This is a genomic window from Cronobacter sp. JZ38, from assembly GCF_008932145.1.
Taxonomy (GTDB): Bacteria; Pseudomonadota; Gammaproteobacteria; order Enterobacterales; family Enterobacteriaceae; genus Cronobacter; species Cronobacter muytjensii.
The window spans coordinates 37,309-50,935 of record NZ_CP017663.1 but is presented as its reverse complement, the minus strand read 5'-3'; the positions used below and the strand labels follow the sequence as shown (position 1 = coordinate 50,935).

The window sequence follows — 13,627 nt, the reverse complement described above, 5'->3', positions numbered from 1 at the left end:
ATTTCTTTGATAGGTAGGTGATTACCTATCTTATAATAAGTAAAAAAAGAGCGCCATCAAAGCAAGCCTATAACTTAACAGCAAAAAAAAAGACGCCCAGAAGGGCGTCTATAAATCAGATATTCTGACAAGGTTTATTTCGCATAGGAATAAAATATACCTTTATAGCCATTTAACTACAAGGCGCTTCTTAATAATTCTTTCACAATAGTAGACGTCTCAGCCGTCACAACAAAGCCAACCAGATCGGCTTCACTGTAGGTTGGTGATTTGAGAATTTTGCCATCGGAGATGCGGAATCCGATTCTTAAATCAGTACCTTCACATGCTCGGAAGCCCAGATCTGAATGGTCGTACTGGCAGCAATCCACCGCCACAGCCCGCTCTGCATCGTCACCCGGCCACAGCTTCGTCATGTTGGAACGGTGAACTTCCGCCACCAGCTCTACAATGTTGATGTCCATTAAATCAGCCAGGCGATAGGTCATGCTGCAGGCGACATAAAGCATGTTCAGGACTCGGCGCAGCTCGTTAACAAGAGCACCTTCTGACAAATTCTCTGACTCAATCTTGGTCGCAAGAGCCTCAAGCTCATCAGCAACTTTGCCAGCTTCATAAAACGGTAGCTTCACATCGTCGATCGCTGCGGAAGTCACAGACAAAGTCTCATTGAATCGACCTACGCTCTGATCCTGGGTATAGATACTCATCCCCATAGGTGCGCCGCCGCGGATCGCCACCATAGTGCCAATACCGACATAGAGGAAGTCTGCCATCGCATCCAATATCTTCTCTAGATTTGAGTTATCGGCAGCTGGGATGCCTTCTTCAATAGCTTCTTCGCGAATAAGTTTTGCACGTAAGCGAAGCAGCGCCGGTGTTGCAGCTACGCGCTGAGGATGCTGAAACATCCCGTGGAACTGGTTAACCATTCCATAGATGTCGAGAGTATGATCGCCATAACCCGGATGCAGCTCGTACAGATCTGGCTTGAAGCCGACAATTTTGTCACCGAACAGCTTCAATTTGTCCATAACGCCAGTAAACATTTTGTTTCCTTATTTATTTAAACAATTACTTTATTTTCAATATAATAACGTGTTGGATATAGGCATCCAACACGTAAATTCATCAAATATCGGCGAATTTCTTCAGGCTCTTTGAACTCACCGTTGAATCGATTTGCCCAACCAGATATGAGCTAACCTCAACTTCTTGTGGCGCCACTTGCACCTGGTCACTCAGCAGCCATTTGTTCATCCAGGGCAGGGGGTCGTTCAGCGCGTCTTCAAAAATAGGCTTCAGCCCCATGCGACGCAGGCTAACGTTGGTGCGATATTTCACATACTGCTTCAGGATTTCGGCGTTGAGGCCGATCATTGAGCCGTCTTTGAAAAGGTGTTCAGCCCAGCGCATCTCCTGTTCAGCCACGTCCTTCATGGTCTGGTAAACGAAGGGTTCAAGTTCATCGGCCACAGCCCTCCACTGCTCACCCTCTTTGCCGACGCGCATGTACTTGATCATCATTTCAGTAGAATGGCAATGCAGGGCCTCATCGCGCGCGATGAAGCGCATAATTTTTGTATTGCCTTCCAGAAGCCCACGCTCACCAAAAGAAAACGTGCAGGCGAAGCTGACATAAAAGCGGATCGCCTCCAGAGCGTTTACAGCTACCAGGGTGCGATAAACCTGTTTCTCCATGGCAAGTTCGCCATAGATTTCATCAAATCGACCTTTCTGCTCTGAAAGATACTCGCGAGCGCAGATCAGCTGGTACAGGGCATCATATTGCTCAGTTACCGATGCAGCGCGGCTCACGATTTCTTCATCGCTTACAATGCCGTCGAAGATTTCAGCCGGGTTATCAACCATGCCGCGAATGATGTGCGTGTAGCTGCGGCTATGAATGGTTTCTGAGAATGACCACGTTTCAATCCATGTCTCCAGCTCTGGAATGGAGGCCAGGGGCAGCAGTGTGGCGTTCGGGCTACGTCCCTGTACGGAGTCCAGTAGTGTCTGATAACGGAGATTGCTCAGGAAGATGTGTCGCTCATGCGGTTGCAGCTTGTTGTTAAACTCAATGCGATCTTTGGAGATGTCAACTTCTTCAGGGCGCCAGAAGAAAGAGAGTTGTTTCTCGATCAGCTTTTCAAACAGGCGATATTTTTGCTGGTCATAGCGAGATACGTTTACTGGCAAGCCAAGGAACATAGGTTCTTTAGTCGCGTCGTTCGCCCCAAGCCGGAACGTTGAATATTGGCTCATGTGTTTTCCTCGTTGCAATACGTGCCAGCATTGTGATCCGCTGGCACAGGTGTTCAATAGATTAGAGAAGGTGGGGCGGCTGCCCCACGCTTTAGATGGTGCAGGTGTCGCAATCAGACTCGTCGTCAAGAGTTGGCTCTTGATTAGCCTGGGGCGCGCTGTTCACATCGCTGGTGTCTTCCGTTTGGCCGGCACCATCGCGCGTGTTGTGGTAATAGAGGGTTTTGATGCCCAGCTGGTAGGCGGTGAGCAGATCATCAAGCAGCGTTTCCATCGGGACTTTGCCATTTGGGAAGCGCTCAGGGTCATAGTTCGTGTTGGTCGAAATAGACTGGTCGAAGAACTTCTGAATGATCGCCACTTTGGTCAGATAACCGTAGTTGCTCGGCATATCCCACAGATATTCGTATTGCCCTTTCAGGTTCTCAAAATCAGGCACAACCATTTTGATGGCGCCTTCTTTGGAGGATTTGATGGACACAGCGCCGCGCGGCGGCTCGATACCGTTCGTTGAGTTGGTGATCTGGCTCGACGTTTCGCATGGCATCTGAGCGGTCAGCGTAGAGTTACGCAGACCATGCACTTTGATGCGGTGGCGCAGCTGTTCCCATGGGAGTTGCAGCGGATGCTTCGCATTGATCTCCCGACCATCCAGAGATTTGCGGTAGTGGTCAATTGGCAGCTGGCCGAGAGAGTATTTGGTTTCGTCGAACCACTCACACGCACCTTTCGCTTCAGCTAATTTGCAGCTGGCGTCCAGAAGGTAATACTGAATCGCTTCAAACGTTTCGTGAACCAGCTTGTTGCCTTCGAGATCGGAGTATTTAAAGCCATTCTTCGCTAGGTAATACGCAAAGTTGGTTACACCAATGCCCAGGCTGCGGCGCGCTTTTGCTCCACGCTCTGCGGCTTCCATTGGGTAGTTTTGGTAATCAAGCAGTGAGTCGAGCGCCGCAACTGCAAAGAATGCGACTTCCTGCAGGTCACCCAGAGAGTTAATGGCGCCGAGGTTAAACGCTGACAGTGTGCAAAGAGCGATCTCGCCGTTGGGGTCGTCAGTTTTCACCAGCGGTTTGGTTGGCAGCGTTATCTCAGCACACAGGTTTGACATACGCACTGGCGCAATGCTCTGGATGAAGGAGCTATGCTCGTTCATGTGGTCAGCGTTGCCGATATAAATACGACCGGTAGAGGCGCGCTCCTGCATCATGGAAGAGAACAGCTCAACGGCAGAAACACTCTTCTTGCGAATAGCCGGGTCAGCTTCATATTTCAGGTAAAGATCTTCGAACAGATCCTGATCTTCGAAATAAGCGTCATACAGACCAGGCACATCATTCGGGCTAAACAGAGTGATGTTCTCTTCACGAATAAGACGGCGGTACATCAGGCGGTTCAGCAACACACCGTAGTCAAGATGGCGTACACGGTTCTCATCCACACCGCGATTGTTTTTCAGCACCAGCAGGCTTTCAGTTTCCAAATGCCAGAACGGATAATACGCAGTAGCTGCGCCACCACGAACACCGCCCTGCGAACAGGATTTAACGGCTGTCTGGAAGTGTTTCAGGAACGGGATAACGCCAGTGTGGGTTGCTTCGCCGCCACGGATTTCGCTTCCCAGCGCACGGATGCGGCCAAAGCTAATGCCGATGCCGGCGCGTTGAGAAACGTAATCGACGATCGCGGCAGCTGTACCATTAATGGCTTTCAGACTATCGCCAGATTCAATCAGTACGCAGCTTGAGAACTGGCGCGTCGGTGTGCGAACGCCTGCCATGATTGGGGTTGGCAATGAGAGCTTGAATGTACTGGTGACATCATAGAAGCCTTTGACCATTTCCAGACGAGTTTTACCACTGGTGCCGTCCTGCCAATCCTGGAACAGACACATGCCCACCAGCATATAAATGTGCTGCGGCGCTTCGTGAATTTTTCCAGTGACGCGGTTCTGGACAAGATATTTGCCCTGCAACTGCACGGTGGCCGCGTAGCCAAACAGATCATCGCGAGCGGTATCGAGATATTTGCCCAGCTCGTTAATTTCGTTCGGATGATAGCGTTTCAACAAATCTTCATCGTAAATGCCACGATTAACGAGGTTCACGATGTGCATGTACAGGTCGGGGTATTCGTACTGACCAAACGCATCTTTGCGCATTTTGAACAGATTAAGACGGGCTGCAACTTGGGAGTAGTTCGGAGTTTCAGGGCTGATCAAATCAGCTGCGGCTTTCACCAGCGCCTCATGCAGCTGGCTGGTGGTCATGCCGTCAAAAATGCTGGCAGAAGCACCTAGGGCGATGGCTGATGCACTGACGTTTTCAACGCCTTCAACCGCCCACATTACCACGCGGTTATACTTCTCTTCGCTCAGTGGCTCCGATCGCCCGTTACGTTTCTGGATGTTAATCATGTGTTTTCCCAATAAAAAGGCCACTACATATAGTGGCCGCCATGATAGTAGGTAGTTAGCTACCTATCAACGATAAATCATAAAATTGCTTTCAGAACGCTTACCACCTGTTTGAATTGATCAGTATCTAAACCGACGTAAATCGCCGCCACAGCGTCAGCAAGGTGCTCATTCTTACCGGTCAGCACCATTTCACCTTTGGACTTGTGGCGCAGCCAGGGGGCGTCTGGTTGCTCCTTAATAGCCCATTCAATGATGTCCTCTTTGGCAACACTCGCTTTACCGCCGACATACTTCTTAATTTCGTCAGGGGTAATCTGAATCAGCGGCTTTTGAATGCTTGCCAGAACGCCGATGCAAATGCCATAGCTTGTCTGGGCACGAGACGATTGGCTGCCCACCGGCAGCTCAGCGAAAACGATATGTGCCTCATCAATCATTGGCTTTGCTTTCGCCCAAATCTCACCAGCGCGGCGCAGATCGTCGCTATTCACACGTACCGTTTTCTTTTTGCCACCGGCCTTCGTTTCCGCCAGCTCAAAGCGTGTCACCTTAACTTCATTCGTGTCCAGATCGAGTGTGCCGGCAGCGATGCCAAAGTTACTCATGCTGGGGTCTAACCCGACGATTTTAATTAACTTACTCATATGGTCTCCTTACCATGTTCCCCACTGAGGGTGGGCTTCCTGCGTCATTACCGGTTCGTCTTTTTGCTGGCTTCTTGATGGTACGCCCAGCAGCTCATTGAACAATGAATCATCATCCTCTGAGGTCATCATGGTTTGCGCAACGAACTCACATAATTCACTGAGATAGTTCTTCGGTAGATTGTGCTTAACATTTTCGTGAGTGTCGCCATCAGCCACAAAAACGGTATCTCCCTTGTAATCCTTGAACTCAACAATTGTGTTTCGGATGATGCCATCGCCTTCTTCGAATTTGATGTCAACGCTTTCAAATGCAGCGCCGCCGCTGGCCACCAGCTCCGATTTGTTTTTTAGACGGCGGATAAAAGTGTTGAACGCGCTGATTTGCTGGCTATCCAGATACATTGACGGGTCGCCAATACTCATGGTCAGAGTGTTCACGCCACTCAGAGTAACCAGTCCACACTCGCGAGGCAGGTATCCGCTCGGATCTGCTAAGTTGATCATAAGCGGCTTTACGTTGCTTTCATGCGTGAGCGTCGTCATGACCGGGCTGGCATCAAGCAGCTCCGTTAATGCGGCGCGCTGCGCGTCATCCACCTCGCTTAGCTCGAAATACCACTTAGGCCGTACCGGTTCATCCACGTAATCCGACAGGAGGTTAATGGATGCCAGTACAGAAACCACTTGCCGGAACTGGATGTAACTTAGCTCATTAACTGACATAGCTGCGGCCGCCCTTAACTTCAACGGTGATGGTTTCGCGGAACCATGATTTCATTTCTTTGTGGCTGATGATCATCACCGTGCCACGTTCGCGCGCTTTGGTCTCAAGGATGCCCATTAAACGTTCAAGCCCCGCTGAGTCCAGCGCATCATCAATTTCATCACCGATAAACAGCTGGATATTTTTGCTGGCGCGGCTGGCCACCAGATCCTGCAATGCCAGTGAGCACGAAATTCGCACCTTGCGTTTCTCACCACCGGATAAACCCATGAATGATTTGCTGGAACCGGCTTTCGACACATTGATGTTAAACTTGTCACGGATCTCACCTTTCTTAGTGGTCTCCATTGTTGACCATTCAGCAACGATATTGCCGTCAGAAAGCGTGTTGAGATATTCGGCAGTGCGCATGTTCAGGAACGGCGTCACTGAGCTGAGAATGTGCGAACGAACACCGGCTGGCGAATATACCTGGCGAGCTTTCTCAAGCAGCTGAGCCTGCTCCTGTTGGTTTTTAAGTTCTTTTTTAAGTTCTGCGTATTTAGATTTATTGGCGCGCAGGCTTTCTTCATGGCGCGTAATGCTCGCCAGAAACGGATTCACTTCTGCCATGATACGTTCCACTTCAGCCTTAGCACGGCGGAAGGTGGTCTCAAGCAAACCCAGCTCGCCGGAACGCTTGTTTAATGTGCTTAGCTCGCCATTCAGCTGCTGGATTCGGGCAACGATGGCTGAGACATCTGGTGTTGCGTCGATAAGTGCTTGCTCGATGCCGCGCGCTTTATCAAGACGGCCTTGCTGTTCAGCCACTGTCGCTGCTGATGCCTGCGCTTCTACAATTTCACTACGTGCCTGGCCAATATAGTTCTCCTTAACGGTTGACAAATCTTCGCTGCAATAAGCCTTTCCACATGTTGGGCATGGAGTGCCAACTTTGGAGTCAATGGCATCTGCCTGCGCTTTGTTATTCTGGGCACGTTTAACCGCTGACGCTTTCAACGTCTCTGCGGAACGGATGTTGCCTTCCGCTTCGGAGATAACAGCCCGGACACGAACCAGCTTTTTATCGTGCTCATCTTTGGTTGCCAGCTTTTCACGTTCAGCGGTAATGGCGCTCTGCTTATCGCGGATCTGTTCTGGGATAGTTCGCAGTTCCAGCTCTGCCTCCGCCAATTCAACTTCAGCACCCGTCAGATCTTCGCGAGACTTTTCCAAACGCTGGCCGCGGCTCTTTTCCCACTCTTCAGAGGATTCCTTGGCTGATTTCAGCTCTGTTTCAGCTGAGTCCACCAGCGACAGCGTGCCTTCCATCTTGGTCTTAACGTTATCTACGCGCGCGGCAGCTGCATTTGCTCGTTCGCGAGCAATTGAATACGCCCGGGTCAAACGGTCAACGCCAGCAGCTTCTTCGACTATCGCTTTAAGGTTCTTGTCAGTCATACCCGGCAGATCTGGCATAGCCTCCTGGCTTGCATAAATCGATGCGGTGAACACTTCCTTCGAGGCGCCAATCAGCCGCTCAACAAGTTCCTGCGTAAGCGTGTCTTTGCCTTTGGTCATGTCGCCATCTTCCCCGCGAACAATCAGACGGTTTTTGAACTCTTTGTGGTTGCGGTGACGGATGATCGCGAACTTCTTGCCTTCGTCCTCGATAGTCACTTGAACGCGACAGTTCTTCTCGTTACCCGTTGACAGGACATCGTCACCCTTAACACCGTGGGCTGTTTCTCCATAGATGCACCACATTAAGCTGTTCATGAGGGTGGACTTGCCTGCACCATTGCTGGATGCTGATGAGTCGTCAGTGTTGATACCCTGGATCAGCACCAGCCCGCGATCGGAGAGTTCGACTTCCGCTTCGGCCAGCGCCATGAAGTTCTCAACCTTCATTGACAAAAATTTCATGTGCTTTTCTCTGTATGTTTTATTTTGGACGCCAGGTTAGTCAGCTTTGGCTGATCTTTCTTGAGACGAAACTCCAGGTGAGCTTTGTACAAAGCGCGTTCTAAGACGCCGTCACGATATAATCGGTTGAGCTTGTAGCGCACTCGTTCACTGCGGTATGTAAAACGATGGAGTGTGACTGTCCCTCCGTTATTCAGGATGTTTACAGCCCATTGGTATTTTCCGGTGATCATTCTGAAATACCGGTTTCAGCTTCAAGGAGGATGTCGCCGCAAAGCGCCCCCAATGCCTTCACATCAAAGCCGCCGTCAGTATCGTGCATGATTTGACAGTAAGCGCTTACTGACTCTCCAAGGCTGTCTATCTTTGACGTTGCGGAAGTGCTCGCTGAGCCGGTCATCATTGAGGATTTGCGAACGAAGTTGCACACGACGCCTTTAGCGCCCATAGAGTTGAGGGTGTTTTTAATCTTCACACCTTCTTCGTCAGCTTCAATGGTCGCGTAAAAACGAACGTAATTACCGCGCACTTCGCTGTCATCAACGCCTTCTTCTAGATTGACGAACTTTGGCGCCGAGGTTTCATGTTGGGTAAAGCTGCCATCAGGTTGCACCACCATGTAGCCGGCCAATGTCCCTACATCACCCCAATTCTGGTGTGTTAGCGCGCCAACACTGATGACACCGGGCAGGACTTCTTTGTGGTTGTGGTAATGACCAGACAGAACCAGGCGGAAGCCAATGTCCTTCAGCTCCTGCGCATCGATGCCCACATCAGGCATGGTCGGAATCGCTTTATTGACTGAGGTATGAATGACGATGTCGTGATTGTCGCCCTCAAGACGCTTTCGCAGCGCCTTCATGTCATTTAAAAGCTCGGCATGCGAGTTGCGCCAGCTGATGAAATGAACATTCACATCACCGACTTCAATGCTGAACGGCTGCTGACCACAAACGATCTGAACCCCGATCGACTGCAGTGAGGATGCTGCGTTAGCACTGTAGACAGAATCATTGGTTTCGAGGTCGTGGTTGCCAGCCAGCATGACCACTTCAAGGCCAAGCTCGTTAATGATCCACTTGTAGGTTTCCGTCACATAGTGCAGTACAGACGGTGTGATAGTGCCACGAACATGGAACGTGTCACCGGCAACGAAAAGATGCTTTGCGCCAGCCTCTTTTATGGCAATGGCCGCTTCCTTTGTCGATTCAAGCAGAATGGCCAGGCGGGAGTTAAGCCCATTGGCGTCAGAAACCGCGAAAGTGTTCCAGTTGTGATAGTGGGGATCAGAGATCACGCCATACGGTATAGTCATGTGTTCTTCCAGCTTGTTATAAATTCAACGCAATGTTACCAACACTGAATAGGCCATCAATTCAGAGCTATAGGCTATTGGCTTGGTTCGCAGGCTGGCTATTATGCAATATTTATAAGTAGCTAACTACCTATAATAAAAGATCGCTAAATTCGCTCTGTATGCTTCTGTGAGAGGGCGAACGTAATTTCTGGTACGTTCGCTCATTGGAAGGGGTTAAATCGTCTTCTCGTGCTTTCTGCGAAGCGAGGCCATATCTATCACTGGTGCTTTTGCACGAGGATCTTCTAATTCAAGCTCATGACCCGTGTGATACTCAACATCATGTTCACGGCTGATGCTCCGTAGATAAATGGCCGTCAGCTGACTTTCAGGCTTCAGAAAATGCCCATAGGATTTGCGGATCACTTCAGAAACCTTTTCTACGCTTTCACCACCCATGCAAAGGTGGTTAAATCGGCTGTGTTTACGAAGCATTTCTTCGTAGGGCCCCGAACAGACTCGATCCACTTTTGCGAACCTGATTCGCTCTCCGTTCGCTGCGTTTACCAAACACACGATTTTGCCTGGCTCTACTCGGTTAACCCAAGTAACTCCGCTGCGGAGCGTGTTGAAGTAAGGCTCATTCAATCCGATGATCGGTTTACGAAACGCGATAAGTGGCACATACCGCAGACAAGAATTTAAGTGGAAGTCAGCTCCTGTAGCCTTGAACTTATGCCGTGCCTCATTGATAGGGCATTTTGATGCAATGCCACAGAGGTCGCATAGTTCTTTCTGGGAGTTAAGTTTGCTATCTGGCTCAATGGTGTAGGTGCCATCTTCGAGACGGCGAACCCAGCGTGTTCGTTTCAGATCCATTGGTCTACTCTTACCGGTGGAAATATTTGCGACTGTAACGCATAAATTTAGCGCTAGGCTGTAACTGCCTGTTTTGTATATCCCCAATTTCCACAGTATCGATCCAATAAATTGATCCTAATGTGATCCTAACGGAGATCCAAAAGAGATCCCCGATCGCCGCAAACCCTCGCCACCACTGGGCTGAGATAGGATCGATATTGACTGTAGTGCGCAGAATCATGACTGCGGCATGTGACCCTACCAACTGCGGTACGCAAATTCATTAACTGCGGTATGTATTTACCTTGACTGAGATATGCAGTTACACTTACGGCATGTGAACAATTGCTGGTGCAGAAAATGGTTAAGAAATCCAAAACCTTACCGATGAATTTGGAAGAAACTAACAAATCGACAGGTGAGATCGTTTCACTGGATATTAACAGCTCCAGCACTGTTCAGCCGGTGCCGCTTATGCGTCTCGGCCTGTTTGTTCCCACTCTAAAATCAACGAGTAAGAGCAAAAATAACCGTAAAAATATCACAGATGCCACTGAAGAACTTGTCCAGTTGTCCATTGCCAAGAGCGAAGGTTATACCGACGTGAAAATTACAGGGTCACGTTTGGATATGGACACTGATTTTAAGGTGTGGCTGGGGATCGTTCGGTCAATGGCAGAGTATGGGGTGCAAGGAAGCGCGCTTAAACTTACATTTGTCGAGTTCATTAAGATGTGTGGATTCGATAGCCGGCGCTCCAATCAGAAGATGCGAGATCGTATCAGTAACTCCCTGTTTAAGCTGGCATCCGTCACACTCAAGTTCCAGAACGATACGAAAGGGTGGGTAACACACCTCGTAAAATCAGCCTCATATGATGTCGTAGAAAACGTTGTAGAGATTGAAGCTGAGCCTAAACTCTTCGAACTCTATGACATGGACAGGCGTGTGCTGCTTCGATTAAAAGCCATCGATGCACTGCCACGCAAAGAATCAGCCCAGGCTCTCTACACCTTCATTGAGAGCCTGCCCCAGAACCACGCACCCATTTCCATGAAGCGTCTTCGTGACCGGCTTAACCTGACTTCAAGCGTTTACACGCAAAATCACACCGTTAGAAAGGCCATGGAGCAACTGAAAGAAATCGGGTACCTCGAATACACCGAAACTAAACGCGGAAACTCCACCTTCTTCGTCGTTCACTACCGCAATCCGAAGCTGATCCAGACTTCTAAGCTGCCTAAACAAAAGGTTGAAGAGCAGCCGCCGTCAGAAGAGAACTACGACGAAGTCATTAAGGCTTTGAAAACTGCAGGTATAGATCCCGTCAAACTGGCAGAAGCTCTCGCTAAATCAAAACCCAAAAATTGACTGAGGTATGCAGTATATTGACTGCGATATGCGGTTTATTTGTTGCGGTATGCAATCTTCACTGAGATATGCGTCTCACATCCTATCTTGACTGCGATACGTAATACGCATACCGCAGTCAATGATAACCACCCTGAACCAACCAGAATATGTGATTTCTTGACTGCGGTATGTAGAGTTGCGTACTTCGGCAAATGCCATTGACTGCGGTATGTAAAAACCACATACCTCAGTCAATTCTTGATAAACAATTAAATGATTTTCTTAAGAAGCCCAAAAAGTGTCGGTGCGGTGATCGTCATTTCGTTTTTCAACTTATCGAAATGTTGCCACTGCTTGCGCTTGAAGGTGATGGTGCAGTCCCAGCGATCCAGAAGCTCTTCGTTCCCTTCACGCTTAAAGCCCTTTGCGCGCCAGTAACCGCTCTCTTTTAGGATCTCACTTTTCTGCATGGTGTAAATCATTACTAACCTCGGAACACTCGTCAAATATGATACTGGTGTCCTGAGAAGACACGCTGTACACGGCATCCTTTTTGATAAAGGTCTGGCCATCCGAGCCAACACCAAATTTCATCTTCTTCCGCGATTTCAGCGGGGGAGACTTGTAAATCGCAGAGCCGAGCAGCGCGTAAAACTCCATACCGCTGTCAACGACCAGCGCACCGGTCATCCGCTCTGAAACTCCAGTGATTCGCTCTCCCGCTGAATGAACAATGGCAGCGTGACACTGCAACGTTTTCAGGCTGTTAGCCTCGGCTAAAGTGGGAAGCATCAATAATGCGATTAACGAGATCCGTTTCATTTCAGCACCGGCGACAGGAGCATGAATAATGCGGTGCTGAGCATGAAGGCGTAATAAACGCGCCCGGGCATTGGCTCGAAGGCTTTCTTCATCTGACGGCATAAAACTACCAGAAGGAGAGAGGTTAATTGCAAAGCTACTGTCATGCGAACTCCATAAGATAGGTAGATAGTAACCTATTTTTGAAATGTAAGGAAAGCGTTAGCTGTAGGTTTCTAACGATAAGATCCTCACCAGTGTTTCTGCATCCTCATTGGAGAGCGGTTGAGTATCTTCCTGATACCAACATTGGCTGCCGCGCCAGCGTACATTGCTCTCGTCGATGGTTATCTGGTCATCGTCATAGCCGGTGCATTTGTTAATGGCGTGTTCGATGGCCTCGTCCATCAGCTCCTCATTCTCTGCTTCAACAATGAACAGAGGGAAGACTGAGAAATCACAACTTGAGTGGATTCTGACAAGCGTTTTCATGTATTTATACCATTGTTATAAGTTGTTGGTTACTTAATTATATTTAACTAAAATAGGCGATTAATTGTTTTCTACAGGCCACATCTTCGCGGCTACTCGGGGGAAGCAATCATCCAGGTGAAGGAGGAACCAGACAATTGCCTCTTTGCCATCTACTGAATTTTCAAAGATGTCGATCTTTCTAAATTGCGAATGAAAAACCTCGTGGCAAGTGCCTGGCCAAATTGGTAAGTTCTCACCCGCCTCCTTGAACAGCTTCAGCAGCAATGCCTGCTCTGGTTCTGGTGTCGGCCCAATCTCTTCGGCATACATGCGGATCAGCTTTTGCCAGGGCTGCTCATTCTCATCCACATCAGGCGCGCCCATTTCCCCAATCGCAGTACGCATGGATTCAGCCCACAATGGCTGCGGGAAGCCATCCGCTCTTAACTGGTCTACTTCATCAAGCGCAGCGTTAGAAACGCTGTAAAGCGCTGCCAGAGCGCTTCCCTTTGGTTTAATGGTCATGGCATTTCCTTCTTGGTTTTGAAGATGCCGTGATGAGAGTGGTCAATGAAGATCAGGGCATCGTCACCAAAGTCGTCAGTGGTATGAAGTGCCTGGCCATCAGAATCTGACACACCGCCATACTCACTACCCGGAGTAAACCAATCGACCCCCGGCCACACGCTTTCACATATGACAGTCAAGATTCACCTCTCGGAAGCGCGAAGAAAGATGAACGGTTCTCTATTGCCTGGGTGATGCGCTCCTTGTCCTCGAAGGCAAAAGACACTTAATCTCTCCTTTCAATAAACGCGAGGGGTATGTGTGTGACACTGTAACCATCCTCTTGAATGTGACGTTCGAAAACCCGCTCTACA

General features: G+C 49.2%; 13 protein-coding genes. 1 reads left to right on the top strand and 12 read right to left on the bottom strand.

From position 1 onward, the window contains the following. Positions 1–176 precede the first annotated feature (176 nt). The 8 genes from BJP61_RS20590 to BJP61_RS20555 all read right to left on the bottom strand — a co-directional run bounded on the left by BJP61_RS20590 (position 177) and on the right by BJP61_RS20555 (position 10,136). The gene (locus tag BJP61_RS20590) at positions 177–1,049 is read right to left on the bottom strand and encodes a phosphoribosyl-ATP pyrophosphohydrolase (RefSeq protein WP_171999475.1); all 873 of its coding nucleotides are present in this window, start codon (positions 1,047–1,049) and stop codon (positions 177–179) included. Positions 1,050–1,131: 82 nt separating this feature from the next. Further along, positions 1,132–2,265, bottom strand: coding sequence for a class Ia ribonucleoside-diphosphate reductase subunit beta (nrdB, locus tag BJP61_RS20585; protein WP_171999473.1), 1,134 nt, complete (start codon positions 2,263–2,265; stop codon positions 1,132–1,134). A gap of 91 nt (positions 2,266–2,356) precedes the next feature. Then, the gene (nrdA, locus tag BJP61_RS20580; protein ID WP_171999471.1) at positions 2,357–4,681 is read right to left on the bottom strand and encodes a class 1a ribonucleoside-diphosphate reductase subunit alpha; all 2,325 of its coding nucleotides are present in this window, start codon (positions 4,679–4,681) and stop codon (positions 2,357–2,359) included. Positions 4,682–4,758: 77 nt separating this feature from the next. Continuing rightward, entirely contained in the window at positions 4,759–5,328 is a 570-nt protein-coding gene (locus BJP61_RS20575) for a hypothetical protein (RefSeq protein ID WP_171999469.1), read from the bottom strand. A gap of 9 nt (positions 5,329–5,337) precedes the next feature. Further along, complete coding sequence (locus tag BJP61_RS20570; RefSeq protein ID WP_171999467.1) at positions 5,338–6,054, bottom strand: hypothetical protein; 717 nt, start codon at positions 6,052–6,054, stop codon at positions 5,338–5,340. Further along, on the bottom strand, positions 6,044–7,960 hold the full coding sequence (locus BJP61_RS20565; RefSeq protein WP_171999465.1) for an AAA family ATPase: 1,917 nt from the start codon (positions 7,958–7,960) through the stop codon (positions 6,044–6,046). The genes BJP61_RS20570 and BJP61_RS20565 overlap by 11 nt, the downstream gene beginning before the upstream one ends. A gap of 229 nt (positions 7,961–8,189) precedes the next feature. Then, positions 8,190–9,275, bottom strand: coding sequence for a metallophosphoesterase (locus BJP61_RS20560; protein ID WP_171999463.1), 1,086 nt, complete (start codon positions 9,273–9,275; stop codon positions 8,190–8,192). A gap of 216 nt (positions 9,276–9,491) precedes the next feature. Then, positions 9,492–10,136, bottom strand: a complete 645-nt coding sequence (locus BJP61_RS20555; RefSeq protein ID WP_171999461.1) for a hypothetical protein — start codon at positions 10,134–10,136, stop codon at positions 9,492–9,494. 342 nt (positions 10,137–10,478) lie between these two features. Between BJP61_RS20555 and BJP61_RS20550 the strand changes: the two genes are divergently transcribed. Continuing rightward, positions 10,479–11,489 (top strand): RepB family plasmid replication initiator protein, encoded by a 1,011-nt coding sequence (locus BJP61_RS20550; protein WP_105621066.1) that lies wholly within the window; start codon positions 10,479–10,481, stop codon positions 11,487–11,489. A gap of 251 nt (positions 11,490–11,740) precedes the next feature. On the opposite strand, the gene BJP61_RS20545 is transcribed toward BJP61_RS20550, so the two are convergent. From BJP61_RS20545 to BJP61_RS20530, 4 genes are all read right to left on the bottom strand, one after another. Continuing rightward, positions 11,741–11,953, bottom strand: coding sequence for a hypothetical protein (locus BJP61_RS20545; RefSeq protein ID WP_072931862.1), 213 nt, complete (start codon positions 11,951–11,953; stop codon positions 11,741–11,743). After that, complete coding sequence (locus tag BJP61_RS20540) at positions 11,928–12,395, bottom strand: hypothetical protein (protein WP_171999459.1); 468 nt, start codon at positions 12,393–12,395, stop codon at positions 11,928–11,930. Before BJP61_RS20540 ends, BJP61_RS20545 begins: the two co-directional genes overlap by 26 nt. Positions 12,396–12,494: 99 nt before the next feature. Continuing rightward, the gene (locus tag BJP61_RS20535) at positions 12,495–12,764 is read right to left on the bottom strand and encodes a hypothetical protein (protein WP_171999390.1); all 270 of its coding nucleotides are present in this window, start codon (positions 12,762–12,764) and stop codon (positions 12,495–12,497) included. A gap of 60 nt (positions 12,765–12,824) precedes the next feature. Then, positions 12,825–13,271, bottom strand: coding sequence for a hypothetical protein (locus BJP61_RS20530; protein ID WP_171999457.1), 447 nt, complete (start codon positions 13,269–13,271; stop codon positions 12,825–12,827). Positions 13,272–13,627 lie beyond the last annotated feature (356 nt).

Coding starts and splice junctions, on each gene's coding strand:
- nrdB (WP_171999473.1), bottom strand. CDS start 2,265: ATGAGCCAATATTCAACGTTCCGGCTTGGGGCGAACGACGCGACTAAA.
- BJP61_RS20555 (WP_171999461.1), bottom strand. CDS start 10,136: ATGGATCTGAAACGAACACGCTGGGTTCGCCGTCTCGAAGATGGCACC.
- BJP61_RS20535 (WP_171999390.1), bottom strand. CDS start 12,764: ATGAAAACGCTTGTCAGAATCCACTCAAGTTGTGATTTCTCAGTCTTC.
- BJP61_RS20570 (WP_171999467.1), bottom strand. CDS start 6,054: ATGTCAGTTAATGAGCTAAGTTACATCCAGTTCCGGCAAGTGGTTTCT.
- BJP61_RS20545 (WP_072931862.1), bottom strand. CDS start 11,953: ATGATTTACACCATGCAGAAAAGTGAGATCCTAAAAGAGAGCGGTTAC.
- BJP61_RS20540 (WP_171999459.1), bottom strand. CDS start 12,395: ATGCCGTCAGATGAAGAAAGCCTTCGAGCCAATGCCCGGGCGCGTTTA.
- BJP61_RS20575 (WP_171999469.1), bottom strand. CDS start 5,328: ATGAGTAAGTTAATTAAAATCGTCGGGTTAGACCCCAGCATGAGTAAC.
- BJP61_RS20530 (WP_171999457.1), bottom strand. CDS start 13,271: ATGACCATTAAACCAAAGGGAAGCGCTCTGGCAGCGCTTTACAGCGTT.
- BJP61_RS20550 (WP_105621066.1), top strand. CDS start 10,479: ATGGTTAAGAAATCCAAAACCTTACCGATGAATTTGGAAGAAACTAAC.
- BJP61_RS20565 (WP_171999465.1), bottom strand. CDS start 7,960: ATGAAATTTTTGTCAATGAAGGTTGAGAACTTCATGGCGCTGGCCGAA.
- BJP61_RS20590 (WP_171999475.1), bottom strand. CDS start 1,049: ATGTTTACTGGCGTTATGGACAAATTGAAGCTGTTCGGTGACAAAATT.
- nrdA (WP_171999471.1), bottom strand. CDS start 4,681: ATGATTAACATCCAGAAACGTAACGGGCGATCGGAGCCACTGAGCGAA.
- BJP61_RS20560 (WP_171999463.1), bottom strand. CDS start 9,275: ATGACTATACCGTATGGCGTGATCTCTGATCCCCACTATCACAACTGG.